The following is a 25,287-nucleotide window of genomic DNA, read 5'->3' as shown; positions in this document are numbered from 1 at the left end:
CCCCCCCCCCCCCCCCCCCCCCCCCCCCCCCCCCCCCCCCCCCCCCCCCCCCCCCCCCCCCCGGGCGGTCAGGAGCGGTCAGGTCGCCATCATGGCTCGCACCTTGCCGAGCACATCCGGATAGCGCTGCAGGTGTGCGCCTCCGTTGACGTCGAAGGCGGCCCCGGTGATCCATCCGGCCCTGTCCGAGGTCAGGAAGGCCGCCATGTCGGCGACCTCCTCGGGTTGTCCGGCACGACCCAGCGGCGTGTTCTCGATGTACTCGTCCGTGAGACCGGGGACGAGGGCCAGGCCCTCGGTGAGCGGTGTGTCGACGACGCCCGGCGAGATCGCGTTCACCCGCACCCGTCGGGGGGCCAGCTCCAGCGCGGCGACCTCGACGAGCATCGTCACGCCGGCTTTCGACGCACAGTAGGCGCCCATCCCCGCGCCGGGCTGCCGCCCGTTGAGCGACGAGATCACGACAATGCCCCCGCCGTCGACGATCCTTCGGCCCGCGTGCTCGAGCACCAGGAACGTCCCGGTCAGGCACACGTCGATCGTGGTCCGCCAGTGATCGAGCTCGAGGTCGGTGATCGCGCCCGGGGATCGTCAGACCGGCGCAGCTGACCACGGTGTGCAGGTCGTCGAGGTCGGCCAATCCGGCCGCCACCGAGTCCTCGTGGTGACGGCTGTCGTGGCACCGCCGATATCGCCGGCTGCGGCGCGGGCCTTGTCGCCGTCGATGTCGGCAATCCTCACCGCGTGATCGTCGGCGGCCAGCACACGCGCGGTCGCCCGACCGATGCCGGAGGCACCGCCGACGACGACAGCACGCCGCGTCACCGGGCACCTGCCGCTTCGGAGTCAGCCGTTCGCTCGACGGCCAGATGTCGTCGGAGGAACGAGAGCTGATGTGCGACAGCCGGTTCGAACCAGTCTCGGCCGTCGAACACGTCGAAGTGGTCGCACGGGTAGTGACGGACCTCGGCGCGTGCCTTGAAGCCGGCCTTCGCGGCGGCATGCGGCGGCGCACCCTGGTCGAAGTCGGCGATCTGCATCAGCACCGGAGCGTCGATCCGTTCGGCGGCCTTGTCGGCGCGAAAGCTGCCCAGTTCGAGGCCCACCGTCGCGTCGACCTCGTTGCGCCACGAGGGCCCCGCGATGGAGAGATAGGCGTCGTAGAAGCCCGGCGAGGTCAGTGCCGCCTTGTCTCCCGGCCGACCGACGACGGGCATCGTGGTCGGCGGACGTCCCAGACGCACCGCGATCGCGCTGCCGATCCCGACGGCGGTCGATCGTGCCATCGCCGCCCCGCCCACCTGCGGGTAGTGGTGGACACCCGCGGAGAGACCGTTGACCAACGGCACCATCGCGATGATCGCGGCGATGTCGGTGCGATCAGCGCCGACGATGAGGCTGTGCCCACCGGATTGCGAGATGCCCCAGAGGATCACGCGTGACGCATCGACCCCCCTCTGCGCAGTGGCGGCGTCGATGGCGGCGCGATAGTCGTCGGCCTGACCGGCCATCGAGATACGTTGCCGCGGTTCACCGTCGGACAATCCGAATCCACGGTAGTCGAAGGCCAGCACCGCGAGCCCGGCGTCGGCGAATCGGCGCGCGTAGGGCTCGAGGCCGGAGTCCTTGGTGCCGGCGAATCCGTGCGCCATCACGACGACCGGTCGTCCGCCCGGGCCGTCGAATCCAGAGATGTCGACGCCGGGGAAAAACCAGGCGTCACAGTCAGTTCCGTGCGAGGTGTACGTCAGGTCGTGTCGTTCGGTGCTCATCGCGAACCCCCTCCTGCAGCCGCCGCCGTGACGTCGTCGGCGACCCGCGCCCATGCCGGCGCGCCGTGCGCCTGCGCCCGTCGTCGTCCCGCGGGTATCTCCTTCGTGCGGATGTTGTGTTCGTAGAGATAGTGATCGAGTTGCTGGGTGTGGCGGGGACGATCGAGCATGTGCCCCGTGAAGAACTGCTGATCGGCGACGATCACCTCGTGCATCTCCGCTTCCGACGGCAGGCGATACCGCCCGACGGCGTAGGAACCGATCACTCGCGCCTGGCATTCGACGAACGGGAACAGAGTCGGTGTCGCCTGGGCGAATCCGGCGAAGACCAGATCGTCGACACCCGGGTAGAACATGCGCTTGTAGAGGTCGATGCGGTTGTCGGGGGCGCTGATGAAGTCCGGGTCGAAGAAGGGGAACGTGATGTTGTAGCCGGTCGCGTAGATGATGATGTCGAAGTCGTCGGAGGTTCCGTCCACGAAGTGGACCGTCGAGCCGTCGAGGCGTTCGATGTCGGGTTTGGGCAGCACATCGCCCGAACCCAGCCGAAGAGGCAGTTCCACCGACTGGGTCGGATGTGCCTCGAAGAACTTGTGATTGGGGGTCGGGAGGCCGAAATCCTCGGGCCTCCCCGCCGTCATCGGCTGCATGACCTGCATGAACTTGCGTTGCCACGAGAACGGGATGTACGGCGACGTGTGGTAGTACTTGTCGGCCGGCTTGCCGGCGAAGTACTTCGGCACGATCCACGCCCCGGACCGCGTCGACAGGGTCAGCGTGTTCTCGAGCGATTTCGAGGACAGCTCGACGGCGATGTCGGCGGCGCTGTTGCCGAGACCGACGACCAGGATCCGCTTGCCCGAGAAGTCATGTGGTGTCTTCGGGTCGATGTAGTGGTGGGCGTGCATCTCGGTACCGTCGAACGTCCCGGGAAAGTCGGGGTACCGCGGATCCCAGTGGTGCCCGTTGGCGACCACGAGCAGATCGAAGAGTCGGCGTTCACCGCGTTGCGTCTCCAGCTCCCACCCGCCGCCGTCGAGCCGACGGGCGTGGGTGACACCGTTGGTGAACTCGATGTTGTCGAGGAGTCCGAACGCCTCTGCGTAGGAGTCCAGGTACGACTTGATCTGGGTGTGATGGGGAAAGTCCGGGTACTCTTCCGGCATCGGGAAATCCCGGAACGACAGTTGGTGTTTGGACGTGTCGATGTGCAGCGAGCGATAGGCACTGCTGTGACCGTTGGGGTTGCCGAAAGCCCAGTTGCCGCCGATTCGGTCCGAGGATTCGAAACAGGTGTAGGGCACGCCGTAGTCGGCGAGCATCTTGCCGGACGTGAGACCGCTGATCCCGGCCCCGATGACCGCTGTACGCGGCAGATATGCGCTCATGGTTCCTCACGGAGATGGCCCGCGCTCTCCGGGCAGTAGACAGATTGTTTATTCTGTCTACCCCATGACGCCGCGGAAGTGAACAGAATCCGAGATATGTCTACAGAACTGCTAGGGTTCGATCGTGAGCGAGGCATCGACGGACCAGCGACCGACGACCGGAATCAGCGCCCGCCTCCTGGATGCCACCGAGAAGCTGCTCGCCGACAAGGGCATCCGCGCGACGACGATGCAGGAGGTCGCGGAGACGGCCGGGGTGTCGCGTGCATGGCTCTATCGACACTTCCCCGACAAGTCGACCCTCATCGGCGCGGCGATCGTCCGGCTCAATGAGGCATTCTGGAACGACGCCCGAGACGAGTTGGAGGCCATCGACGGATTCGATCGTCAGATCGCGGCGGGTGTGCGGATCGGGCGCGGCGCGTACGACGATCCCGGCACCCTCCTGTTACGTCTGCGGACCGAGGAACCCGACGAGTTCGCGGCCTGCGCGGGCATGGGTGTCACGGGCCTCGTGCCCGATCTTGCCCTGTTCTGGCGGCCGTACATCGACGCCGCCGCCGCGCGCGGCGAGATCCATCCGGGTCACGACCTCGACGAGGTCGCGGAATGGGTTGCGCGCGTGCTGATCAGCCTCGGCACGGTGCCGTCGGAGACGATCGATCCCGACGACATCGATGCCCTACTCCGACACATCCGCCGCTACCTCATGCCGGCGCTGCGCGCTGAACCGTAACGCCGCGCACTCGCCCGACCCCCCGACGCGACCAGCACGGGGATCCCGCGCCCGAGCCCCGACGCGACCAGCACGGAGGTCGCGAAACAGGACACGACGCGGCGAGACCGCAAGGCCGCGACCCCACTCCCCGCGCGACTCAGACCGCGGCCGGAGCGAGTCCGAGCTTGCCGGCCAGCTTGGCGAGGTAGCCGGTCGCCCGTTCGACGCTGTCGTCGGGCAGGCCGTAGAGCACCTGGGTCACGCCGATCTCGCGCCACTTGTCAAGTTTCTCGGCCACCGGCTTGAAGTCGAGAACCACGATCTCGGGGACGCCCGCACGGCCGGCGTCGGTCCAGATCTGTTTGAGCAACGACACCGATCCCTCGATGTCCTCCTCACCAGGGGTGGTGATCCAGCCGTCCGCGCTTCGGGTGATCCACGTGAAGTTCTTCTCGTTGCCGGCAGCGCCGACGAGCACGGGGATCGTGGCCTGCGTCGACTTCGGCCAGGCCCAGCTCGGGCCGAAATCGACGAACTCACCGTGGTATTCGGCTTCCTCCTGGGTCCACAGTGCACGCATCGCCTCGAGGTACTCGCGGAGCATCGTCCGACGACGCTTCGGCGGGACGTTGTGATCCGCCAATTCGTCCAGATTCCAACCGAATCCGACGCCGAGCGTGACGCGTCCCGCAGAGATGTGGTCGAGGGTGGCCAGTGTCTTGGCCAGCGTGATCGGGTCGGATTGGACGGGCAGCGCGACCGCGGTCGCGAGTCGGATGCGCTCGGTGACCGCGGCAGCCGCGCCGAGCGACGTCCACGGATCGAGAGTGCGCATATATCGGTCGTCGGGCAGCGACGAATCCCCGGTCTGTGGGTGGGCGGCATCGCGTCGGGTCGGGATGTGTCCGTGTTCGGGCACGAAGTACGACGCGAACCCGGCGTCCTCGATCAGCGGCGCCAGCACATGTGGCTTGAGCCCCCGATCGCTGGTGAACTGCACGATTCCGAACTCCATGAACCCTCCAACGCCGCATCGCGAACTGAGCCGCCCACGACTCTGGACGACTGACTGGACACCAGTCTAGGGGATTCGGTCCCCCACGGCCAGGGTTTGCCGGACGTCGCGGAAGATTCCGTGTCCGGGAGTGGCCCGGCTGATCGCGTCGGCCGCCAGGACGACGGCGGCCGACGTCCAGCAGCTCTTCTCGACCGGCCATCGCTTGCCGTCGGAGAACACCAGCCCGGTCCAATACGATCCGTCCGGGTCACGCAGGTGCTGGATCGAATCCACCAGTACGATCGCGTCGTCGGTGTCACCGAGGGCGTCCACGGCGAGGGCGAGCTCGCAGGTCTCGGCACCGGTCACCCACGGGCGATGGTCGACGCAGCGAATCCCCTTGCCCGCGACGACGAACTCGTCCCACCGCTCGGCGATGACCTCTTGACCGGCTCGACCGCGTACCGCGCCGCCGAGCACCGGGTAGTACCAGTCCATCGAGTGATCGGACGGCGGCTCGAAGATCTCCGGCCGCTCACGAAGGGCCTCACCGAGCGCACCGTGCGCACGATTCCAGTCGTCCTCGGGTTGCCCGACCCTGTCGGCGATCCGCACAGCGCAGTCGAGTGCCTGGAAAATGCTTGCGTTGCCAGTGATCTGGGCCTGATCGAACATCGCCCCGGTGACGTGATCCCCACCCCACCGGAATGCACCGTCGGGTCGTTGGAACTTGACGACGAGGTCGATCGCCGACCACACGGTCGGCCACAGTCGTTCGAGGAACGCGTCGTTCCCGGTGATCAGGAAGTGATGCCACACGCCGACAGCGACGTACGCACAGAAGTTGCTGTCGACATTCGGATCCTCGACCCGCCCGACGACCGTGCGGATGGGCCACGACCCATCCGCACGCTGATGCCGCCGCGACCAGTCGTAGGCGGCCTCCGCCTCGGCGAACCGGCCGGTGACCGACAATGCCATCGCCGACTCCACGTGATCCCACGGGTCGGTCTGGCCACCCGGGAACCAGGGCAGCGCCCCTGAATCCTCCTGCATCGCAGCGATCGCCGCGCCGGTGGCGTCGACCTGCTGTGCGGTCAGGACTCCCGCGATCGCGGGAGTCGGGATCACGGCGCGTCGGCGCCGGAAGCGGAGCGCTCGGGCCGTGTGTCAGCGGCGGGCTTGCGCAGATACAGCGCCACCGACTTGCCGATGAACGGATTGAGCACCAACTCGCCCACGCGGGTGAGCGCGGGCTTGCTCATCATGTCCCACACCAGCAACCGGTGATAGCCCTGCACCAGGAAATTGTCGTTGTTCTCCACGCCCACAGCACATTTGAGCCACCAGTACGGCGCATGGAGGGCGTGCGCGTGATCGGTTCCGGTGACTTCGAGACCGGCGGCGGTCAGTTTTCCGGCCAGCTCCGAGGCCTTGTAGATGCGGACGTGGCCGCCCTCGACCTCGTGATACTCGTCCGACAGCGCCCAGCAGACCTTCTCCGGCCAGTAGCGCGGAACGGTGACGGCGGCAACGCCGCCGGGCTTGAGGATCCGGACCATCTCGGCGATCGCGGCCTCGTCGCTTGGGATGTGCTCGAGGATCTCGGACATCAATACGACGTCGAAACTGTTGTCGGCGTAGGGAAGTCGGAGAGCATCACCGACCTCGGCACGTGCTTTGGCCGCGGCGGGCACGTGTCCCTCCGCCATCATCGCGTCGAACATCTCCGCGACCTCGCCCATGTCCTTCTCGGACTGATCGAAGGCGATGACGTCCGCGCCTCGACGGAACATCTCGAACGAGTGCCTGCCCTGTCCCGCCCCGATGTCGATCGCCTTGGTCTGCGGACCCACCCCCAGGCGGTCGAAATCCACTGTCAGCACGTGATCTTCCCTTCGTTCATCCGGTACTGCGAGATCAGCGAGTCGCCGGCTCGGACGCGGCCGCATCACGGGCCACTCGTTCGAGAACGGTCTCGTAATGGGCCGCGGTCTTGGCCGCCACCGCCGCCCAGCTGTAGCGGTCCTCGACCCGCCGACGACCACCGTCGCCGAGGCGACGGCGCATGTCGGCATCGTCGAGCAGCCGCCCGATCGCCTGGGCCAACTTCCCCGAGTCGCGCGGCGGGACGAGCACCGCCGCCTCCGCAGCGGTCCCGACCACCTCGGGGATCGCCCCGGCACGCGTGGCGACGAGTGGCGTCGCACAGCTCATCGCCTCCACGGCGGGAAGCGAGAACCCTTCGTACAGCGATGGGACGCAGGCGACCTCAGCGGACGCGAGTAGCTCGGCCATCTCCTCGTCCTCGAGGCCCGACACCACCCGCACCTTGTCGCCGATGGCGAGGTCCTCGATCATCCTCGCCGACGGACCGTTCGGATCGAGTTTGGAGACGAGTACCAGCTCCACCGGGCGCTCGGCACTGAGTTTGGCCACCGCCTCGAGCAGATACGACACCCCTTTGAGCGGGGCGTCGGCGCTGGCCACACAAGCGATCCGGCCGGGCACCCGCTCGACACCGGGGCGGAACACCTCGGTGTCGACGCCCAGCGGGATCGTCGTGATCCGGCCTGAGGGGATGTCGAACGCCTTGCGGATGTCGACCTCGCTGCTCCGGGACACCGTGAGGAGTTCGGGGATGCGGCGTGAGACTCGACCCTGCATGCGCAGGAAGGAATGCCAGCGCCATGCGGTGATCTTGCGCCACCCCTTCGCGGCTTTCACCGCCAGGGTCCGGTCCCGGGTGATCGGGTGATGGATCGTCGCGATGAGGGGGAAGCCGGCCTTCTGGATGTCGAGCAATCCATAACCGAGACACTGATTGTCGTGCACGATGTCGAAATCGTCGCGGCGCTCCTTGAGGATTCGCGCGACTCGCAGACTGAAGGTCAGCGGCTCACCGAAACTCGCGGTCCACATCGATCCGACCTCGAGCAGGTCGATCCAGTCGCGGTACTCGCCCGGACGCGGTGTGCGGAACGGATCCGGCTCGTCGTAGAGCGCCATGCTCGGCACCTTGGTGAGCGTGACCCCGGCATCGACGGCCACCTGGTCGAGTTCGGGATAGGGCTGGCCGGAGAAGATCTCGACCTCGTGTCCGAGCAACGCGAGCTCGCGCGACAGATGACGGACGTAGACCCCTTGGCCGCCACAGTGCGGTTTGCTGCGATAGGACAGCAGTGCGACGCGCATCCCTATTGCACCGGTTCCATGCCGGCCGCGGTCTCGAACTCGGTGATCGAGACGAACTTGACCCGTCGGCGACCACCGCTCTTGCCCGCCGACTTCTCCGCCGCGTCGATCGCCTTCCAACCGTCGAGGTCGATCCGCCGCGCACCCCGGTCGGCGACGAGATCGGCGACGTCGTCACGGCTCGTCTGCGGCGCCGCGAGGACTCCGTCGACATGATCCCTCAGCACCGCCTCGGCGGTCTGTTGTCCACATACTCGGTTCATCCCTATCCCCCCGGTCGCACCCCGTTTGATCCATCCCGTCACGTACAGACCTGCGACGACATCACCGTCGGCCGAGGCCTGCACTCGTCCCTCGGTGTTCGGCACGACGCCTCTGACCTCGTCGAACGGCAGATCGATGACCGGAACGCCGCGGTAGCCGATCGCCCGCAGGACCAGTCCCGTCTCGAGTTCGAAGCGCTCGTCGGTCGGGGTCACCGCCACCCGTTCGGTGCCGTCGGCGTAGGCGTTGCGCACGACGGTGAGTCGCTCGATCGCGCTGTCGCCGGTGGCCTCCATCGGCGACACGAGGAAACGGAAGACGATGCGGCGATTGCCGTCGGTCGGCGGCCGCTCGGCGAACTCACGCGCGAGCCGGATCTTGGTGGCGATGGTCGAATCGAGGGTGTCGTCGTCGAGGGCCGACTCCGTGGCCGGGTCGAGGGCGAGTTCCTCCGCATCGATCACGACGTCGACGCCGTCGACATCGCCCAGCGCAAGGAACTCGCTGTTGGTGTAGGCCGCCTGCGCGACACCGCGGCGTGCCAGCAGCACGACCTCGGTGACCTTGGACTCGCGCAGCGCTGCGAGCGCGTGGTCGGCGATGTCCGTCTTCGCCAGCTCGTCCGGATCGCTGACGAGGATGCGCGCGACGTCGAGCGCGACGTTGCCGTTGCCGATCACCACCGCTCGCTCGCCGGTGAGATCGACGTCGAGGTCGGCGTAGTCGGGATGTCCGTTGTACCAGGCCACGAACTCGGTGGCCGGGATGGATCCGGCCAGGTCCTCTCCCTCGATGCCCAGGCGTTTGTCCGTCGCCGCACCAACCGCGTAGATCACCGCGTGGTACCGGTCGACGAGTTCGGCATGCGTGATGTGCTTGCCGACCTCGACGTTCAGGAAGTACGTGAAGTTCCGCTTGGCCGCCGTCGACGCGAACGTCTTCTCGACGCCCTTGGTCGGTGCGTGATCGGGAGCCACACCGGCACGCACGAGGCCGTAGGGCGTCGGCAGGCGGTCGAACATGTCGACCTTGACCTGCTGCTTGCGTACGAGCTCCTCAGCCGCGTAGAACGCGGCCGGGCCGGCACCGATGACCGCGACGTGCAGTTCCCCCTCAGGGAGTTGCGGCCCTTTCTTCGGCGGCACCAGCCCGCCCTCGACATCGTGATCCTTGTAGTAATCCGCGTTGATCTGGAGGTAAGGCTCGTCGCGTTCTTCCAGCTGGTCGTCGGGCAGGATCGCCTCGACGGGGCACTCATCGATGCAGGCACCGCAGTCGATGCAGGTCTCCGGATCGATGAACAGCATCTCCGCCGTGAAGAACTCAGGCTCGTCCGGAGTCGGATGTATGCAGTTGACCGGACACACGCTGACGCAACTGGCATCGTTGCAACATGGTCTGGTGATCACATGCGCCATCTGCTGTTTCCTTGAGATCCGACACGTGGAACGTGTTCTAGTTTTTCCGTCCTGAGTATCTTAACTGCAAAGATACCGGCGGCCGAAAGTAGGGACCGAGTGAGCGCCTCACCCAGTGGGACGAATGTCGAGCCATTGCAGGATCGCAAGAACGGAGCGCGGTACTTCGAAGCCGCGTATCGCGTCCGCACCGGCGATGTCGATCAGCAGATGCGGGTGCGACTCGATGCGGTCGCCCGCTATCTACAGGACATCGCCAACGACAACATCGAGGCGACCGACTATGGGGCGAGCGATCCGTTCTGGATCGTCCGGCGGACGGTGATCGATGTGATCCGGCCGTTCTCGTGGCCTGCCGGGGTGACGGCGCAGCGCTGGTGCGGTGCCCTGTCGACGCGCTGGACGAACATGCGGGTGCGGCTCACTGCCGACCACGAGACCAACCGCTTCAACCCCGACGAGCGCGCCCCCGGTCTGATCGAGACCGAGGCGTTCTGGATCAACGTCAACGACCAGGGCATGCCGTCGCGCATCACCGACGGCATGCTCGACATGTTGTCGCAGATGACCGACGAACATCGGCTGCGGTGGCGGTCGATGAATCCCGACAAGGCCCCCGATGCGTCGTCGGTCGAACTGCCCGACCGCCAGCATGTGCTGCGCAGCACCGACTTCGACCCGTTCAAGCACCTCAACAATGCGGCTTACCTGGAGGCGATCGAGGATGAACTGATCGATCAGCCGGATCTCGTCGAGGGACCGCATCGAGTGGTCATCGAATACCTCCGGCCGATCGTGCCCGGTGTGTCGATCACCTTGCGCAGGGTGCGTGAGGCCGACCGCCTCCTGGTGTGGATGCTCATCCCCGACGACGCCGGTGACCAGGTCGTCGCGGCGACGGTGTCGGTGTCGACGTTGCCGGCCTGACCCCCCACCGCGCCCTCCGGCCTCCCCGGGACCCGATCCGCCGCCGTCCCACGAGGCTCACTGACCTCCGCTGAGGAGCAGCTCCATGAGTTTGGTCGGCGCGGCGCACGGATCGGCGGGCACGGCGCTGGTGCGCGGCTCGACCCACCAGGTGTAGACGCCGCGACTCGGCGCCCTCGCCGTCACGCCGCACACCGCAGGCCGTTTCGGGTCGCGCTGGGTGAACGCCGACTGGCTGGCTATCTTGATGTTCTCCGTCTCGTAGCCGAGCTTCTTCGCGGTGTCCTTCTCGACCGTCGGGTTGCCCCATTCGAACCAGTTGAACGTGACGCCCGCGGTGACCGAGCCCTCGACGATCCACCGGCAGATCGCGCCGTTGAAGGTGCCGCGCGCGACCTGTCCCCCGACCACCTCGGCGATCTTCGCCGGCGAGAGCACCTCGCATTCGAGCAACAGCTTGTCGAACTGGTCGGTGTCGACGTGGCCCTGTTGCTCGTTGTCGGCGGCGCCGACGGCGACCGGTTCGCCGTCGATGCTCCGGGCACATGCCGACCCGAGACCGACGAGCATGATGAGCACCGCGACCAGCGAGAGTGTCCGCCTCATGACGCACGCTCGATCGACAGTCGCGACAGTTCGCGGGTGGCATCGCAGATCTGCTCGGTCGGCGGCGGCTGCTCCCCCATCAGGGCCTGTGTCCCGGCGCTGACAGACCATTCGAAGAAGTCGGCGCCGAAGGCGATGCCGATCTCACAGATCCCCACATCGGAGGCGATGAATCCCTTGTGCCCGTTGATGTCGATGTCCTTCGTCGACTCGCGTGACAGTTGCTCGGTGGCGCGTTCGCGTCCGATCGGTGAGCCGCGGTACCAGTTGAAGGAGGCCACCGGTCCGGTGCGGTCGTTGCTGCCGTCCCACTCACACACCGACGCGTTGTTCACCGTGTTGGAGAGGCCGGCGAACTTGGTGATCCGGATGACCTCGTCGGTGCTGAGCCCGCCGCACGCGCCGAAGAACGGACCGGCACCCGCGTTTCCCGGTGCTTCCGGCGTCGTGGGCGCCGCCGGGTCGTCGGAGTCGTCGGAGGAGCAGCCGGCCAGGACGAGAGCGAGGACGGCGACCATGGCGACCAGGAATCCGCTGCGCATGCGCAGGCGGTCGAGGTCGCGGCGTTCACGTTTTGTCGGGCGACCCGCGCCGGGATCGCGGCGCGGCTGGCTCGCGCGGATCTCCGTGGGCGGCGGTGGCGGACTGTTGTCGATGTAGCACTCGGCGGCAACCGGCGCGGACACCCGCTTGCTGATCAGCTTGGTGACCTCGACGACCCGTTCGATGCCGTGCAGGCGCACACGTACCTCGTCGCCGATCGACACCGGTTGCGCGGGTTTGGCGGTCACACCGTTGACGCGGACATGTCCGCCGCGGCACGCTGCGCCGGCCGCCGATCGGGTCTTGGTGAGCCGGATCGCCCAGATCCAGCTGTCGACGCGAGTGGCCACGTCAGAGGCCGATCCGGTCCGTCACGCGCAGGGTCACCCGACTCGGAGCCACCACCATGCAACTCTCCCTCCAGACTCGTTCGGTGCCCACTGTAGGTCGTGTCGGCCGTGGGTCGTGTCGGCTGTAGGTCGCGTCAGCTCCTCCGGGTCAGCAGGTAATACCCACCGGCGACGGCGACGATCCCGAAGAGGATCGCCAGGAACGGGTTCGTGAGCCACCACAGCAGCCCGAAGACGACGATGCCGGGCGACACCGCGACGAGACTCATCGCGGGATGCTGCCGGACGACTCCGGTGACCGCTTGACGTTTGGCCGGATCCACCGCCATGACTTCCTCCTTGGCCGAGGTGAGTGGTGATTCCACTGTAGCCAAGGCCGGACGGCGACCTCGTCCGTCGCGGACGTAGCGGACACCGTCGGTGGGCGACGATCTCGGCTACGTCTGCAGCGGACCGCGTCCTCGGCCGGGGAAGGGAAGCGCCCCGCGCGACGCGAGATGGGAGCGGCGTCACGCGGGGCGCAGTTCAGGGAGGTCAGTCGGTACCCGACTCCGAGGACGAGGAACCAGACGACGAGGAACCAGACGACGAGGAGCCGGACGACGTCGAGTCCGACGCGTCGGCACCCGAGCCCGATTCGGAGCTGTCGGTGATCGACGCGCCGGTGTCGCTGCCGCCGGCGTCAGAGCCCGTGGCACGACTTCCGCTGTCGCCGGAGCTGCTGTCTGTCGCGCTGCTGTCCGTCGAGCCCGCCGCTTCCATGCTTGGTGAATCGGCGTCGGCGCTCCGATGCTTGCCCACGTACTCCGCCGAGGACTCGGTGGCACGGTGTGTGCCGACGTATCCGCCAGCATCGCTCCCGTCGTCGGAGGTCGTGTGGCCGACGGCCGCGTCATCGGAGACATCCGACGACCGGGCGCCCGTCGCCGCGGTGGCGGGTTCCGCGCTCTCCGGGAAAGTCGCCGCGGTTCGCAGGCTCGTCGTCGCGGTCGTCGCCGCACTCGGGCCGGGTAGGCCGAAAGGCAATTCCACATCCGGGAAATGGATGATCGGAACGATCTCACCGGAGTCGAGCGCACCGAACTCGATCACCGGGGCACCGATGTGATTCGGCCGCTGCACTCCGTTGACCGTCACCCACGGGTTGAAGGTGACCTTCTGCCCGAGCCATTCGACGGTCGTCGGCGCCTGCGTGCCATAGTCACTCGTCCAGCGCACGAAGTTCCCGCTGCCGAGGTCGTAGTCGCCGCCGAAACTCAGGCGGCCGAAGTCCTTGCTCAGGGTGATCGGCAGATCGCCGTCCCCGGTGACATTGGTGATCACCGCGGTGATCACGTTCCCGAGCACCGTCTCCGGGTCGAAGAGGATGCCCGTCGGATCCGTCAGGCCGAACTGTACCTCGTTGTTGGGCGCCTTCCATCGAAAGTCGAACGTGCCCAAGATGTTTGCGCATGCACCGACCCCCTCCGCGTACGCGCCGGTCAGACCTCCGTAACAGCTGACGTGCTCGATGCCGGGAAGGCTGATCGGCAGTTCGATCCCGACGAGGGAGGTGGTCACCTCGTCGGTGGTCCACGCGTTGGCCATCCCGACCAGCGCGAGCGCATAGGCCGTACGGCCGTCACTCGCGCCCGCTGTGGCGAGACTGACCGGAAGGTACGAGACAGCAGTGGCGTTCCCACCGGTGGTCGCGAAGGCGAACTGGAATCCGCTGCCGATGATCGTCGCACTGCCGACCGGCTCCTCCGGGTCCCGAAGGGGCGGGATGACATCGAGGAGATCGATCGAGTTGAGGACGTTGTACACGCCGGACGCGGCGGGCCACAGATCGGTGGGCACGAGCTCGATCCGTCCGGGTGCCACGATCGCAAGGCCGACGCCGGTCGACCGCGTGCAATCCGCGCCCCCGGTCTGACCTCCGGAGCCGCACAACTGGATTCGCCACTGCTCGGCGACGTCCGAGCCACCACCGTTGACGACGGCCATCAGACCGTCTTTCAGATCTCCCAGCTGATCCAGACCGCTACTGCCACCGAGTGCGCCGGAGACGACGTCGGAGATCACGTCGTCGATCGTCGGAGCAGCCTGCGCCTGCCCCGGCCCGATCGCCTGGCCCGCACCGACGGCGGCGACCGTGGCCATGGCGGCGACACCCACCGCGACGCCGGCGCGCTTCCGCTTGCGATTCCGGCGACGCTCATCCTTCCGCGATCGCCGAATTGCGTTGCGCCCCAAGTCGGTCATGTGTCCCACTCCCCTGTCCGCCCAATCAAGCGCGCTCATTGAATCACGGCGCCGAGCCGGTGTGTGCGATTTCACAGAAATGGTCAACAGAGTCGAATCGCGGGACAGTTCTCGGGGAGGGGACCTCTCGTCACCAGCGTGTTCGGTCGAGACGCTCACCGCTCTCCGCCGCGTCGGCCGCACAGCCGAAGCCGACCACCCACCGGCCGTCGGCGAGTTCGACGCGGCCGAGCATCATCGGCGACGGCAGCGCCGCGAGGAACTCGCCGAGGGCCTGCGGCGACAGCCGCCACAACTCACCCTCGACGGCACACCCCGACGCCCGGTCCCGCACGAGCCCGGGCTTGGGCGGGGTCGTGTCGAGGGCGACGAGTCGATAGCTCGCAGTGGTGATCACCTCGCCCACCCAGCGTGCCCCGCGCTCGGAGAGCTCATGAGTGAGCGGACCGCCCCGCATGTGCGCTCCGAACACCGCGAGTTCCACCGAGGGCGCCCCGGCGATCTCGGGCCACGCGGCGTGCGGGGGTTCGGCCTGCCCCGCGAAACGTCGGGCGAGATCCACCAGCGCCGCGTCGTCATGCGCGCGGCCCAGAAAGGTGACGCCGAATTGTGCACGTGTACCATCAAATTCGTCGATCTTTCCTGCGGGTATCGCCACCGCGGACAAGTCGAACAGATTGCAGAAGTTCGTGTAGGTACCCATACGCGAGTTGACTCCCACCGGGTCCGCGGCCACGCCGGCGAGGCTCGGATGGAAGGGTGCGGTCGGTACCAGGAGCGCGTCGGCGTCACCCAGCTCGGCCATCGCCTCCGAGCGCAGCTCCGCCAGATGCCGGCGTGCCCGCAGCAGTTCGACTGCCGTGTGGTCGCCGGCGTTGCGGATGATCGCGGACACCACCGGGTCGAGGCCGGCATCAGGTCCCATGGTGTCGACATGGTGTCCGACGGCATCGTACCGCTCGGCGACCAGCGCATCGTCGTAGAGCAGTCTCGCGGCCGCGAGGAAGGCCGACAGGTCGATGGGTTTGATCCGCAGTCCGGCCGCCTCCGCCTGGGCGACTGCGGCGTCGAACGCTGCGCGCCAGGCGCGGTCGAGTTCCGGTAGTTCGGCGGGGATCGCGATGGTCGGCTGTTCCGGCGCGGCGAGTGCGGTGCCGGAGCCGAACGGACGAGGTCCTCGCGCGTCGGCCATCGCCGCCATGGCGCGGTCGGCCAGCCCCAGGGATGGGGCGAACATCGTGACCACGTCGAAGCTCGCGCACGCGGGCACGACACCGTCTGTCGAGACGACTCCGAGCGTGGGTTTGATCCCGACGATCCCCTGCAGACCGGCGGGTATCCGCCCCGATCCGGCCGTGTCGGTGCCGATCGCGATGTCGGCGAACCCGAGCGCGACCGCGACCGCCGACCCGGAGCTGGACCCGCCGGAGATGCGATCCGGTCGACGCGAATCACGCACCGCGCCATACGGACTACGCGTGCCGACGAGTCCGGTGGCGAACTGGTCGAGATTGGTCTTGCCGATCACGACCGCACCGGCGGCCCGAAGAGCGGCCACCGTCGGCGCATCGCTCGCGGCCGGACGCGTGAATCCCGGGCAGGCCGCTGTGGTGGGCAGACCCGCCACGTCGACGTTGTCCTTGACGGCGAGGACGATCCCCGCCAGCGGCCCGCCGGCCGCGAGCGATTCACGATGATCCGCCTCGACGTCCGCGCGATCCCGCAGGGTGATGAAGACCTCCGGCCGATCGGCCTGGGCGATCCGCTGATAGATATCGGCGATCCTGCTCATGCGACTCTCCCTTGCTCGATCATCTGATCCCCGGCCGCCATGTCGTCGTGCGCACTCACCACGGCCGCGAATTCGCCCGACCGCGACCATCGTTCACGTTCTTCGGCGCGCGCCCTCTCCATCGATGTGCGCGCCGCGGCGATGTCGTCGGCGTTGGCGTCGAGGAAGCGCTGATGTTCGGCGAGTGAGAAACTGCCGTCGGTGATCCGGACGCTGTCGCCACGTCCGGCAGCGACGTCGGCACGCATGTCGACCAGTTCGTCGGCGCTGACCGGGTACCACCGGATCTGATCGAAGAAGCGCAGCAGCCACGGGTGCTCCGGATCGAATCCCGATGCGGGCAGGGGATGACGGTGGTTCCACACCTGGGTGGTGCGTCCGACGAACTGATAGCCGCCCGGCCCTTCCATCCCGTAGATGCACATGTACGCACCGCCGATTCCGACCGCGTTCTCCGGCGTCCAGGTTCGGGCCGGGTTGTACTTGGTGGTGACGAGCCGATGGCGCGGGTCGAGCGGAACAGCCACCGGCGCACCCAGATACACGTCGCCGAGACCGAGCACGAGATAATTGGCGTCGAACACGATGCGGTGCACGTCGTCGACCGACGACAACCCGTTCATCCGCCGGATGAACTCGATGTTCCACGGGCACCACGGTGCATCAGATCGCACGCCGAGCATGTAGCGCTCGATGGCCTCGCGCGTCGCCGGATCATCCCACGACAGGGGCAGGCTCACCGTCCGGCTCGCGACGACCAGGTCCTCGGCGGCGGGGAGGTGACGCTCACACTCGGTGAGCCAGGCGAGCATCCGTTGCTGCGACCACACGTCGGGGTCGGCCTTCACCTGCAACGACCGTATCCCGGGGGTGAGGTCGATGAGGCCTGCCGGACGTTCGGCATCGATCCGCTCGCTCAGGGCGTGGACGCGCGCCCGCAGAGCGAGATCGAGTCGCATGTCCCCGTATTCGACGAGGATGTTGTCGTCGCCGCTGCGTCGGTAGGTGACCTCGGTGGTGCCGTCGGCGGTCGTGGTGCGACCGAGTATCCCGTGGTCGGCGTCCCCGCCGGCAGACAACACGTCGACGCGGCAGGCGCGTCGTGCCAATCCGGTCTCGGCCGGGCTGGCCGCCTGATCACTGCGCACCGGGACGAACCGGACGGTGTCGCCGGGCTTGAGCTGGCCGAGCTTCCATCGCTCGGCCGCGGTCGAGGTGACCGGACAGACGAATCCCCCGAGGCTCGGTCCGTCCGGGCCGAGCAGGATCGGGGTGTCGCCGGTGAAGTCCAGTGCGCCGACCGAATACGCGTTGTCGTGGATGTTCGACGGATGCAGCCCGGCCTCCCCACCGTCGCCCCGCGCCCACCGCGGTTGCGGACCGATCAGGCGGATTCCCGTGCGATCGGAGTTGAAGTGCACCTCGTAGTCAGTGGCGAGCAGATCCTCGATGTCCTCCTCGGTGAAGAACTCCGGGGCGCTGTGCGGCCCGACGGTGACCCCGAGTTGCCACGCGTGGGTGAACGCCGGTTGTTCATCCGTCAGGATTCGTCGCACCGCTCCGGCGGGTAGGCCCTCGCTCGACATCTCGTCGCCGTCGGCGAGTTTGCGACCGTGGTGACCGCCGAAGCGTCCCATGGTGAACGTCGATTTGCTGCCCAGCAGATCGTCGGCGTCGATGCCGCCGGCGACGGCCACGTAGATGCGCATGCCGAGGTCGGCGGCCGCACCGACATCGAGGACGTCACCGGCCTCTACATGATAGGGAACCCATTGCGAGACAGCATGTCCCGCGATCGTGACTTCGGCGGGCGCTCCGGTCACGGCCACAACGGTCGCCTCGTCGAACCGGAGCGACGGCCCGATCATGGTCGCCTCGAGACCCGCGGCCCCGGGCGGGTTGCCGACCGCCGCGTTCGCCAGCCGGAACGACAGGTCGTCCATCGGTCCGGACGGCGGCACGCCGACCTTCCAGTAGCCGAGGCGGCCCGGCCAGTCCTGGATGGTCGTGAGCGGCCCCGCGCGCAGGACGGTGATGGTGGCCATGAGATCGAGAACTCCTCGTGATGTTGTGTGGGTGGCGGCGAGCGACTAGGACGCGACCGGTCGCGTGACGACGACCCGCACGGCGGTCGGATCGAATCCGTTGCAGGGGTTGTTGATCTGCGGGCAGTTCGAGATCAGGACGAGGGTGTCCATTTCGGCCCGCAAGGCCAGACGCTTTCCCGGCGCGGACAATCCGTCGACGATGCCGAGGGAGCCGTCGGCGTCAACGGGCACGTTCATGAAGAAATTGATGTTGCCGACGATGTCGCGTTTGCCGAGACCGTGTCGGGCGCCGCCGATGAGGAAGTTTTCGACGCACGCGTGCTGATGCTTGGTGTGGTGTCCGTAGCGCAGGGTGTTCGATTCCTGAGAGCACGCACCGCCGAGGGTGTCGTGGTTGCCGACCTCGTCGCCGACGACGGTCATCATCGGGGTTGACTCCTGATCCCGGATGACCGATCCCGTGGTCAGGAAGATGGTGCCCTGGACCGCAATCGTGGTCTGTGCCGAGTATCGGATGGTGTGGTCGGCGGCACCGTAGAAGAGGGTGTCGACGGCCTGGTTGCCGTAGAGATCGACGATGGTCAGCACGTCGCCCGCCTCGACGACACCCGTCCAGGGCGCGCGATCGCCGATGATCTCGTCGGCGATGACGGCGCCGGGAACGAGGGCGAGTTCGTCGGCCGGGGCGGTCTCGAGCGCGGCCCGGTTGGACGTCGCGGCGTCGCCGGTGGTGATGGTGGTCATGGCTTCTCCTGTTTCGAGGCGCGGTCAGAGTGCGGCGGCGGCGAACGCGTCCTCGCTGTTCGCGACGGCGCGTTGGTATTCGGGATCACGGTCGGCGGCGTCGAGGGTCAGGGTGTCGAGATCGGACGGCGCCCGCCAGGCGAGTACCTCGAGCGGGCCGGTGTCGAACGTCGGCGACGGATCGAGCGGGTGCGCCGTGTTGGCGATGGCCACGATGCACGGCAGGTGCAGGATCAGCTCCACCGTCTTGTCCAGTCCGGCGGATCCCTTGGAGGTGAGGGTGCCGTCGGATTCGACGACGACACCGTGGAAGAAGGAGACCGACGGCGCGACGTCGGCGGGCGTCAGCCCATGCTTGGCGGCTGCCAGCGTGAACATCTCGCGGCCGGCCGGAGAGTCCGAGTGGACCTGTCCGCCACCGTACTTGGCAGTGTTCCCGGCGAGGGTGGTGGTCCCGCAGAGGGCGTCGTGATGACCCGAGTCGTCGGCGACGACGGTCGCCAGGACACGGCCCTGATCACTCAGAAGAGGATGTCCCGCACCGAGATACGCCTGCCACGGCACCTTCACGGTGTCGGCGACGTTGAGTCGCTCCCACGGGGCGTCGGCGCGCCAGAGGAGCACGTGTGCGCAGGCGGTGCCGGTGACGTCGCGCAGTCGCAGACGGGTTCCGCGGGCCAGGACCTTGACGGTGTAACGACCGCCCGGCACGGTCTCGGCCCAGGTCAGTGCCGCCGCGTCGACCCCGGCCGGCGGATTCGGCCACCGGGTCGCCGGGACGACTGGCATCGAGTCGGTGATGGTGCCGGCCTGCGCCCGTGCGTGCTCTCGCGCGCCGGCGGTGTTCGCGGTGGTGGTCATGGTGATGGAACTCCTTGTGGGGATGGGGATGTGGTCGACCCTTCGAGACGCTCGCTGCGCTCGCTCCTCAGGGACCGGGGGAACGCGCACGGATTCCGGGGGCCGTTCCCCGAGGTGCGCGCGGATTCCGGGGGCCGTTCCCGGAGGTGCGAGCGGAGCGAGCCTCGAAGGGTTACGCGCCGAGCTGGACGGGCTTGGGATGCTCTGTGCCGCGGGGGAAGCAGGCGATGCCGACGAGAACGGTCACGGCGATACAGATCGGGCCGGCCCACTGCAGGATCGGCATCTCCCCGGACGGGTCGAATACCTCCGCACGCGGCCACGCCAGGTTGACGACCATCAGCGCGCCGTAGAGCACGGCCAGCACGTTCACGACGATGCCGATCCGGCCCATGGTGAACAGCTTCCTGCCCTCACTGTCGACGGTGGCCCCGCCCTTCGGCCAGCCCTGCAATCGGCGGTACAGCATGGGCGCGGTCACCGCGAGGTAGGCCAGGTAGATGAGGATGATGCAGACGCTGGCGAGGGTGGCGAAGATCGCGGAGTTGCCGACATTGACCAGCAGTATTCCGACGCACAGGACGCCGATGAGGATCGATGGCGCGATCGGGGTCCCCGTGCGTGCGTTGACATGCGAGAGCGTCTTCGAGAACGGCAGCCGGCCGTCGCGGGCCATCGAGAACATCAATCGCGAGCAGGCCGTCTGGATCGCAAGGGTGCAGATGAAGATCGCCACCGCGACGTCGCACAGGAGTACCTTGCCCCAGAAACTGCCCAGCACCGAGTCGAGCACGTAGGGCAGGCCCCCGGCGGCGAGCTGGTCGTCGAGCGTTGGTGCCGCCATCAGCGCACCGAGCAGCATCAGGCCGCCCCCGATCGCGGACACGGTCAACGCGAGCCGGATCGTTCGCGGTGCGATGCGACGCGGATTACGCGTCTCCTCGGCGAGTTCGCCTGCAGAGCCGAAACCGACCATCACGTAGGCCGCCATCAGGCCGGACACGATGAACGCCCAGATGTAGCCGGGCTGCTGGCCGGGGATGCCGGTGTCGAACACGACGTCCGGGCCGCGCTGGGCGTGGGTGAACAGGGCCAGCACCACAGCGGTGACGCCGACGAGTTCACAGGTGACGCCGATGTTGTTGATCCGGCTCATCCAGCGGATGCCGACGCAGTTGATGGCGGTCACGATCACCAGCAGGATCGAGCCGAGCAACACCGCGTTCGCCGCACCGCTGGTGCTGGTGAGGGTCGGGTCGTCGCCGATGATCTGGAATCCAGTCCACACCGACGGCAGGACCACCTGCAGGGCGATTGCCGCGGCGGACGCGGTGACGATCTGCGCGATGATCATGAACCATCCGCCGAACCAGCCGATCACCTCGCCGCCCATGCGTCGCGACCACTGGTAGATGGCCCCCGAGATCGGGTAGCGCGCCGCGATCTCGGCGAAGCAGAGGGCGACGAGGAACTGACCGGCGTACACGATCGGCCAGGTCCAGAAGAACGCCGGACCACCGAATCCGAAGCCGAGGCCGAACAGCTGGAAGATCGTCGTCAGGATCGACACGAAGGAGAAACCCGCCGCGAACGACGCGAACTTGCCGAGAGACCGGTGGAGTTGCTGGTCGTAGCCGAACTCGCTGAGGTCGTGGGTGTCGCCGACCGCGGTATGCCCGTCGGCGGAGTTGGGTGGTTCGGCGGGTGGCTTCATGGCAGTGGAGGTCATTGTGGTCCATCTCTGTCGATGAGGTTCGTCATGGGCTCCACGGTGAGCCGCTTACCTGTCGATTGATAGATAACTCTACAGCCATTTCTGTCGAATGACAGAAATGTTTCGGGTCTGAAAACTCGCACTACGAGTGCGTTACACGGCGCAGGTCAGCGCCCCGCCACTTCTCGTGTCCTGGGTTAGAGTGGGTCGTCCGGCGATCTCAGCACGTCTCGCCGGACCGCAATGAGACGAGAACGCGCCACCGACGGGGCGCGACGGGCGAGGAGATCGGGAACGAGATGGCGACGCGGTCGGGTTCATCGCACTCGGCGACGAGCGGCGGCGGCAACGGCAGCGGCAGCGGCACCGACATCCCACAGGGCGCACCGGTCCGGGGCCGGCCGCGCCTCGTCAAACCGAGACGACGCGGGGATACCGCACGCGACGAGATCCTCGACGCCTCGGCGGAGCTGTTCACGCGCCACGGTTACACCGGGACGTCGACGCGGATGATCGCCGACGCCGTCGGCGTCCGGCAGGCATCGCTGTATCACTACTTCAGGACGAAAGACGACATCCTCGCCGCGCTGCTCGCGACGACGGTCGACCCGTCACTCGAACAGGCGCGGGAACTCCTCGCCGCCGACGGCGACCCCCTCGAACGACTGCTCGACCTCGCCCGCTACGACGTCACCCAACTCGCCGCCGCGCGCTGGAACCTCGGGGCCCTCTACCTCCTTCCGGAGCTCGCCGACAGCAGATTCGCCGAGTTCCGCACGGCCCGACTGGAGTTGGCCGCAGCCTACGAGTCGTTGGCGACGGCCGCCGTCGGCGTCGCGTCCGATACGCGCTCGATCCTGCCGTTCCGACTGGTCGAGTCGGTGATCATGATGCGGTCCGACGAGACCCGCGGCGAGCTCGGCGACCACACGGTGACCGGTCTGGTCGACACCATCGTCGGCGCGATCGAGATGTTGATGACGCACCGGCCGGGCAGCTGACCCACCCCGCACCCACCGCCCCGGGTCCCCCGTCGCGCCGCCCCTCGCCCCCCGGGTATCCGTTCTTCCCCCGGGTATGTGTTCCTCCGCCGCCTGCTCGCGGGGGAAGAACGCACACCCGGAGGAAGAACGGTGCGGACTCAGGTCGACGCGGTGAATGGGCAACCGCTTCGCGCCAATCGTCCTGCGGCCGTTGATTGTCCGACTCCGATGGGTTGTGCGCCGACAGCTTCGGCGAGCCCCCAGGGTGGCATGCCGCTGCTGATGGTCTCGTGTCCTCCGACGACATAGGTCTCATGCCAGATCCCCACCGAAGCGGTGTCGGCGAGGCGACGATTGAACCATCGCCAGGCGGGCAGATGCGGCCCGTCGCCGTCGGCGGCGAAACGTCGGAGATCCTCCGGCGAACGCCAGTACGACACGACCATCAACGAGGGGCCCAGGTACAGGCGATAGGACAACATACCGGCGTCGACGTGGCGCCTCAGGTGCACCAGCATGCGTGGCATCGCGATGAGCACCGACAGCCAAGCTCGTACCCGGAGCGGGTGCGTGACCCTCATGCCGATGAGGAACAACGTCGTGCCCGCAGGCGGTTGGACATTCGTGATCCGACGCGAGTCCGGCTTGGTCATGGTGACCTCCCGCTGAGACGCTGATTTCATAACGTCGTTACAGAACAACGTTATGACACAATCGCCCTCGTGGCAAGACCCAAGGTGCACACCGATGAGCTTCGTGAGCGGCTCCTCGACGAGGCGGTCCACATCGTCGGGGAGCACGGCGTGTCAGCTCTGTCCGTCCGCGACGCCGCTCGGGCGGCGGACACGTCCACGTCCGCGGTGTACTCACTGTTCGGCAACAAGGAGGGTCTCACCCGCGGTGTACTCATCCGCGCCTTCGACTCGTTCGCGACGGCGCAGGAGTCCGGTGTCGCCGTAGACGCCGCGGCGCACCTGTCCACGCTCGGGGTGCACTACGTCGCGTGGGCTCTCGAGCACCCCCGTCTCTATGAGCTCATGTTCGGTCAGACGCTCGCCGGGATCACATCGACAGCGGAGACCGAGGCCGCGTCGGCCCGAGCCATCGCTCCCCTGCGTCAGGGCGTCCAGTCGGCGATCGAGTCGGGCCTGTTCCGCCCCGCCGACGTCGACACGATCGTCGCCTCGCTCTGGTCCCAGGTCCACGGGATGGCGATGCTGCTGCTGTCAGGGCGATTCCCGGCCGGAGCCGACCCGGTCGCCGCCGCAACCGCCGTCATCGACGGATGGCGCCCCGATCCTGGCTAAGGTGATCTCATGGCCGGCCGCAGCATGAGTTTCGACCCGATCGCCGAGGCACGACAGAACTGGGCCGACGCGGGCTGGGGTGACGTGGCCGATGGCATGGTTGCCGTGACGTCGGTGATGCGTGCGCACCAGATCCTCCTGGCGCGCGTCGAGTCCACTCTGCGCCCCTACGACTTGAGCTTCTCGCGCTTCGAATTGCTTCGACTACTGGCATTCTCGCGACAGGGTGCGCTGCCGATCACCAAGGCCAGCGATCGGCTCCAGGTCCACGTCACGAGTGTCACGCACGCCATCCGACGACTCGAGGAAGCACACCTGGTGCGTCGGGTCCCCCACCCGACGGACGGCCGCACGACGCTGGTGGAGATCACCGACCTGGGCCGCTCGACGGTCGAGGACGCCACCGCCACCCTCAACCGCGAGGTGTTCGGTGCGGTCGGTATGAGCGAGGACGAGATGGCCTCGATGGTGAAAGCGATTCAGTCTCTTCGACGCGACGCCGGAGACTTCTGACGCCCGACGCCCGGTTCAGTGCAGCGAGGTGATGATCGCGCTGAAGTCCAGGCCTGCATGCTGCTCGGCGAAGGACTTGTAGAGCTGGGCGGCATGAGTTCCCAGCGGCGCCCGGGATCCGGTACTGGCCACCGCATCCATCGCCAGGCCGAGATCCTTGTTCATCAGGGCGGTCGCGAAGCCCGGCTTGAACTCGTTGTTCGCCGGTGACGTGGGAACCGGACCGGGCACCGGGCAGTTCGTCTGCACCGCCCAGCAATTGCCGGTTGCGCCGGTGATCACGTCGTAGAGCGCCTGATCGGACAGACCGAGCTTCTCGGCGAGCACGAACGCCTCGCCCACCGCGATCTGCTGGACGGCGAGCACCATGTTGTTGCAGACCTTGGCGGCCTGGCCTGCGCCTGCCGAACCGCAGTGGATGATCTTGCCCGCCATGGGTTCCAGAGTGGTTCGCGCCGCGACGAACGCCTCGTCGTCGCCGCCGACCATGAACGCCAGGGTGCCTGCCGCCGCTCCCTTCACGCCACCGGAGACCGGTGCGTCGAGCTGGGCGAAGCCGTGTTCGGCCGCCTGGTCGTGGACGGCGCGCGCGTCGTCGACCGAGATCGTCGAGCTGTCGATGAACAGCGCGCCTGTCGGTGTCGCGGGCAAGATGTCGGCGTAGAGGCTCTTCACGATGGCTCCGCTCGGCAGCATCGTGATCACGACCTCGGCGGCGGCCACCGCCTCGACCGCGGTCGGGAAGGTCTCGACACCGCTGAGCTTGGCCTGCTCCACCGCGTCCGTAACCGGGTCGAAGCCATGGACGGTGTGTCCGGCCTTCACGAGGTTCGCGGCCATCGGGCCGCCCATGTTACCGAGGCCCAGAAAGGCGATCGTCGTCATTGTCGAATCTCCTGATGT

General features: G+C 67.4%; 23 protein-coding genes and 1 pseudogene. 5 read left to right on the top strand and 19 right to left on the bottom strand.

Features of this window, described 5'->3' with window-relative positions; all coding sequences use genetic code 11:
• Positions 1–78: 78 nt before the first annotated feature.
• The 3 genes and pseudogenes from QSJ19_RS23745 to QSJ19_RS23735 all read right to left on the bottom strand — a co-directional run bounded on the left by QSJ19_RS23745 (position 79) and on the right by QSJ19_RS23735 (position 3,160).
• Positions 79–825: pseudogene (locus QSJ19_RS23745) on the bottom strand (SDR family NAD(P)-dependent oxidoreductase).
• Positions 822–1,772, bottom strand: coding sequence for an alpha/beta hydrolase (locus QSJ19_RS23740; protein ID WP_286323485.1), 951 nt, complete (start codon positions 1,770–1,772; stop codon positions 822–824). The pseudogene QSJ19_RS23745 and the gene QSJ19_RS23740 overlap by 4 nt, the downstream one beginning before the upstream one ends.
• Positions 1,769–3,160 (bottom strand): flavin-containing monooxygenase, encoded by a 1,392-nt coding sequence (locus QSJ19_RS23735; RefSeq protein ID WP_286323484.1) that lies wholly within the window; start codon positions 3,158–3,160, stop codon positions 1,769–1,771. Before QSJ19_RS23735 ends, QSJ19_RS23740 begins: the two co-directional genes overlap by 4 nt.
• A 124-nt stretch (positions 3,161–3,284) precedes the next feature.
• On the opposite strand from QSJ19_RS23735, the gene QSJ19_RS23730 reads away from it, so the two are divergent.
• Positions 3,285–3,896 (top strand): TetR/AcrR family transcriptional regulator, encoded by a 612-nt coding sequence (locus tag QSJ19_RS23730; RefSeq protein ID WP_286323483.1) that lies wholly within the window; start codon positions 3,285–3,287, stop codon positions 3,894–3,896.
• Positions 3,897–4,035: 139 nt separating this feature from the next.
• Here QSJ19_RS23730 and QSJ19_RS23725 read toward each other — a convergent pair whose 3' ends face one another.
• From QSJ19_RS23725 to QSJ19_RS23705, 5 genes are all read right to left on the bottom strand, one after another.
• Positions 4,036–4,893 carry an LLM class F420-dependent oxidoreductase gene (locus tag QSJ19_RS23725; RefSeq protein WP_286323482.1) on the bottom strand — a complete coding sequence of 286 codons (858 nt, stop codon included), beginning with the start codon at positions 4,891–4,893 and terminating at the stop codon, positions 4,036–4,038.
• A gap of 66 nt (positions 4,894–4,959) precedes the next feature.
• On the bottom strand, positions 4,960–5,931 hold the full coding sequence (locus QSJ19_RS23720) for a prenyltransferase (protein WP_502876338.1): 972 nt from the start codon (positions 5,929–5,931) through the stop codon (positions 4,960–4,962).
• Positions 5,932–6,002: 71 nt separating this feature from the next.
• Positions 6,003–6,761 (bottom strand): class I SAM-dependent methyltransferase, encoded by a 759-nt coding sequence (locus QSJ19_RS23715; protein WP_286323480.1) that lies wholly within the window; start codon positions 6,759–6,761, stop codon positions 6,003–6,005.
• Positions 6,762–6,795: 34 nt separating this feature from the next.
• Positions 6,796–8,070, bottom strand: a complete 1,275-nt coding sequence (locus QSJ19_RS23710; protein ID WP_286323478.1) for a glycosyltransferase family 4 protein — start codon at positions 8,068–8,070, stop codon at positions 6,796–6,798.
• A gap of 2 nt (positions 8,071–8,072) precedes the next feature.
• Positions 8,073–9,752: an FAD-dependent oxidoreductase gene (locus QSJ19_RS23705; RefSeq protein WP_286323477.1), complete on the bottom strand. Its 1,680-nt coding sequence runs from the start codon at positions 9,750–9,752 to the stop codon at positions 8,073–8,075.
• Positions 9,753–9,851: 99 nt separating this feature from the next.
• Here QSJ19_RS23705 and QSJ19_RS23700 point away from each other — a divergent pair, with 99 nt between their 5' ends.
• Positions 9,852–10,679, top strand: a complete 828-nt coding sequence (locus QSJ19_RS23700; RefSeq protein ID WP_286323476.1) for an acyl-[acyl-carrier-protein] thioesterase — start codon at positions 9,852–9,854, stop codon at positions 10,677–10,679.
• A 57-nt stretch (positions 10,680–10,736) separates the two neighbouring features.
• Here QSJ19_RS23700 and QSJ19_RS23695 read toward each other — a convergent pair whose 3' ends face one another.
• The 9 genes from QSJ19_RS23695 to QSJ19_RS23655 form a co-directional block, all read right to left on the bottom strand.
• Positions 10,737–11,285 carry a DUF3558 domain-containing protein gene (locus tag QSJ19_RS23695; RefSeq protein ID WP_286323475.1) on the bottom strand — a complete coding sequence of 183 codons (549 nt, stop codon included), beginning with the start codon at positions 11,283–11,285 and terminating at the stop codon, positions 10,737–10,739.
• Positions 11,282–12,178: a DUF3558 family protein gene (locus tag QSJ19_RS23690; protein ID WP_286323473.1), complete on the bottom strand. Its 897-nt coding sequence runs from the start codon at positions 12,176–12,178 to the stop codon at positions 11,282–11,284. The genes QSJ19_RS23695 and QSJ19_RS23690 overlap by 4 nt, the downstream gene beginning before the upstream one ends.
• A gap of 134 nt (positions 12,179–12,312) precedes the next feature.
• Positions 12,313–12,507, bottom strand: a complete 195-nt coding sequence (locus QSJ19_RS23685; RefSeq protein ID WP_286323472.1) for a hypothetical protein — start codon at positions 12,505–12,507, stop codon at positions 12,313–12,315.
• Positions 12,508–12,712: 205 nt separating this feature from the next.
• A complete protein-coding gene (locus tag QSJ19_RS23680; RefSeq protein WP_286323471.1) occupies positions 12,713–14,422 on the bottom strand; it encodes a hypothetical protein in 1,710 nt (569 codons plus the stop codon).
• A 130-nt stretch (positions 14,423–14,552) separates the two neighbouring features.
• The gene (gene atzF, locus QSJ19_RS23675; protein WP_286323470.1) at positions 14,553–16,214 is read right to left on the bottom strand and encodes an allophanate hydrolase; all 1,662 of its coding nucleotides are present in this window, start codon (positions 16,212–16,214) and stop codon (positions 14,553–14,555) included.
• Positions 16,211–18,259 carry a 5-oxoprolinase/urea amidolyase family protein gene (locus tag QSJ19_RS23670; RefSeq protein ID WP_286323469.1) on the bottom strand — a complete coding sequence of 683 codons (2,049 nt, stop codon included), beginning with the start codon at positions 18,257–18,259 and terminating at the stop codon, positions 16,211–16,213. The genes atzF and QSJ19_RS23670 overlap by 4 nt, the downstream gene beginning before the upstream one ends.
• Before the next feature lie 45 nt (positions 18,260–18,304).
• Complete coding sequence (locus QSJ19_RS23665) at positions 18,305–19,006, bottom strand: urea amidolyase associated protein UAAP2 (protein ID WP_286323468.1); 702 nt, start codon at positions 19,004–19,006, stop codon at positions 18,305–18,307.
• Between the two features lie 24 nt (positions 19,007–19,030).
• Positions 19,031–19,867, bottom strand: coding sequence for an urea amidolyase associated protein UAAP1 (locus QSJ19_RS23660; RefSeq protein WP_286323467.1), 837 nt, complete (start codon positions 19,865–19,867; stop codon positions 19,031–19,033).
• Between the two features lie 172 nt (positions 19,868–20,039).
• Positions 20,040–21,596 (bottom strand): amino acid permease, encoded by a 1,557-nt coding sequence (locus QSJ19_RS23655; protein ID WP_286323466.1) that lies wholly within the window; start codon positions 21,594–21,596, stop codon positions 20,040–20,042.
• A gap of 284 nt (positions 21,597–21,880) precedes the next feature.
• Here QSJ19_RS23655 and QSJ19_RS23650 point away from each other — a divergent pair, with 284 nt between their 5' ends.
• Positions 21,881–22,582: a TetR/AcrR family transcriptional regulator gene (locus QSJ19_RS23650; protein ID WP_286323465.1), complete on the top strand. Its 702-nt coding sequence runs from the start codon at positions 21,881–21,883 to the stop codon at positions 22,580–22,582.
• A gap of 140 nt (positions 22,583–22,722) precedes the next feature.
• Here the strand turns inward: QSJ19_RS23650 and QSJ19_RS23645 are convergent, their stop codons facing one another.
• Positions 22,723–23,217, bottom strand: a complete 495-nt coding sequence (locus QSJ19_RS23645; RefSeq protein WP_286323464.1) for a DUF4188 domain-containing protein — start codon at positions 23,215–23,217, stop codon at positions 22,723–22,725.
• 60 nt (positions 23,218–23,277) lie between these two features.
• On the opposite strand from QSJ19_RS23645, the gene QSJ19_RS23640 reads away from it, so the two are divergent.
• A complete protein-coding gene (locus QSJ19_RS23640; RefSeq protein ID WP_286323487.1) occupies positions 23,278–23,871 on the top strand; it encodes a TetR/AcrR family transcriptional regulator in 594 nt (197 codons plus the stop codon).
• A gap of 9 nt (positions 23,872–23,880) precedes the next feature.
• A complete protein-coding gene (locus QSJ19_RS23635; protein ID WP_286323463.1) occupies positions 23,881–24,384 on the top strand; it encodes a MarR family winged helix-turn-helix transcriptional regulator in 504 nt (167 codons plus the stop codon).
• A 15-nt stretch (positions 24,385–24,399) separates the two neighbouring features.
• Here QSJ19_RS23635 and mmsB read toward each other — a convergent pair whose 3' ends face one another.
• Positions 24,400–25,269 carry a 3-hydroxyisobutyrate dehydrogenase gene (gene mmsB / locus QSJ19_RS23630; RefSeq protein WP_286323462.1) on the bottom strand — a complete coding sequence of 290 codons (870 nt, stop codon included), beginning with the start codon at positions 25,267–25,269 and terminating at the stop codon, positions 24,400–24,402.
• Between the last annotated feature and the right edge of the window lie 18 nt (positions 25,270–25,287).

It is taken from the genome of Gordonia sp. ABSL11-1, assembly GCF_030315685.1.
Taxonomy (GTDB): Bacteria; Actinomycetota; Actinomycetes; order Mycobacteriales; family Mycobacteriaceae; genus Gordonia.
The sequence above is the reverse complement of the archived record's forward strand: the minus strand, read 5'-3'. Positions and strand labels throughout refer to the sequence as shown.

Coding starts and splice junctions, on each gene's coding strand:
- QSJ19_RS23740 (WP_286323485.1), bottom strand. CDS start 1,772: ATGAGCACCGAACGACACGACCTGACGTACACCTCGCACGGAACTGAC.
- QSJ19_RS23735 (WP_286323484.1), bottom strand. CDS start 3,160: ATGAGCGCATATCTGCCGCGTACAGCGGTCATCGGGGCCGGGATCAGC.
- QSJ19_RS23725 (WP_286323482.1), bottom strand. CDS start 4,893: ATGGAGTTCGGAATCGTGCAGTTCACCAGCGATCGGGGGCTCAAGCCA.
- QSJ19_RS23720 (WP_502876338.1), bottom strand. CDS start 5,931: ATGCAGGAGGATTCAGGGGCGCTGCCCTGGTTCCCGGGTGGCCAGACC.
- QSJ19_RS23710 (WP_286323478.1), bottom strand. CDS start 8,070: ATGCGCGTCGCACTGCTGTCCTATCGCAGCAAACCGCACTGTGGCGGC.
- QSJ19_RS23705 (WP_286323477.1), bottom strand. CDS start 9,752: ATGGCGCATGTGATCACCAGACCATGTTGCAACGATGCCAGTTGCGTC.
- QSJ19_RS23695 (WP_286323475.1), bottom strand. CDS start 11,285: ATGAGGCGGACACTCTCGCTGGTCGCGGTGCTCATCATGCTCGTCGGT.
- QSJ19_RS23685 (WP_286323472.1), bottom strand. CDS start 12,507: ATGGCGGTGGATCCGGCCAAACGTCAAGCGGTCACCGGAGTCGTCCGG.
- QSJ19_RS23680 (WP_286323471.1), bottom strand. CDS start 14,422: ATGACCGACTTGGGGCGCAACGCAATTCGGCGATCGCGGAAGGATGAG.
- atzF (WP_286323470.1), bottom strand. CDS start 16,214: ATGAGCAGGATCGCCGATATCTATCAGCGGATCGCCCAGGCCGATCGG.
- QSJ19_RS23670 (WP_286323469.1), bottom strand. CDS start 18,259: ATGGCCACCATCACCGTCCTGCGCGCGGGGCCGCTCACGACCATCCAG.
- QSJ19_RS23665 (WP_286323468.1), bottom strand. CDS start 19,006: ATGACCACCATCACCACCGGCGACGCCGCGACGTCCAACCGGGCCGCG.
- QSJ19_RS23660 (WP_286323467.1), bottom strand. CDS start 19,867: ATGACCACCACCGCGAACACCGCCGGCGCGCGAGAGCACGCACGGGCG.
- QSJ19_RS23655 (WP_286323466.1), bottom strand. CDS start 21,596: ATGACCTCCACTGCCATGAAGCCACCCGCCGAACCACCCAACTCCGCC.
- QSJ19_RS23650 (WP_286323465.1), top strand. CDS start 21,881: ATGGCGACGCGGTCGGGTTCATCGCACTCGGCGACGAGCGGCGGCGGC.
- QSJ19_RS23645 (WP_286323464.1), bottom strand. CDS start 23,217: ATGACCAAGCCGGACTCGCGTCGGATCACGAATGTCCAACCGCCTGCG.
- QSJ19_RS23635 (WP_286323463.1), top strand. CDS start 23,881: ATGGCCGGCCGCAGCATGAGTTTCGACCCGATCGCCGAGGCACGACAG.
- mmsB (WP_286323462.1), bottom strand. CDS start 25,269: ATGACGACGATCGCCTTTCTGGGCCTCGGTAACATGGGCGGCCCGATG.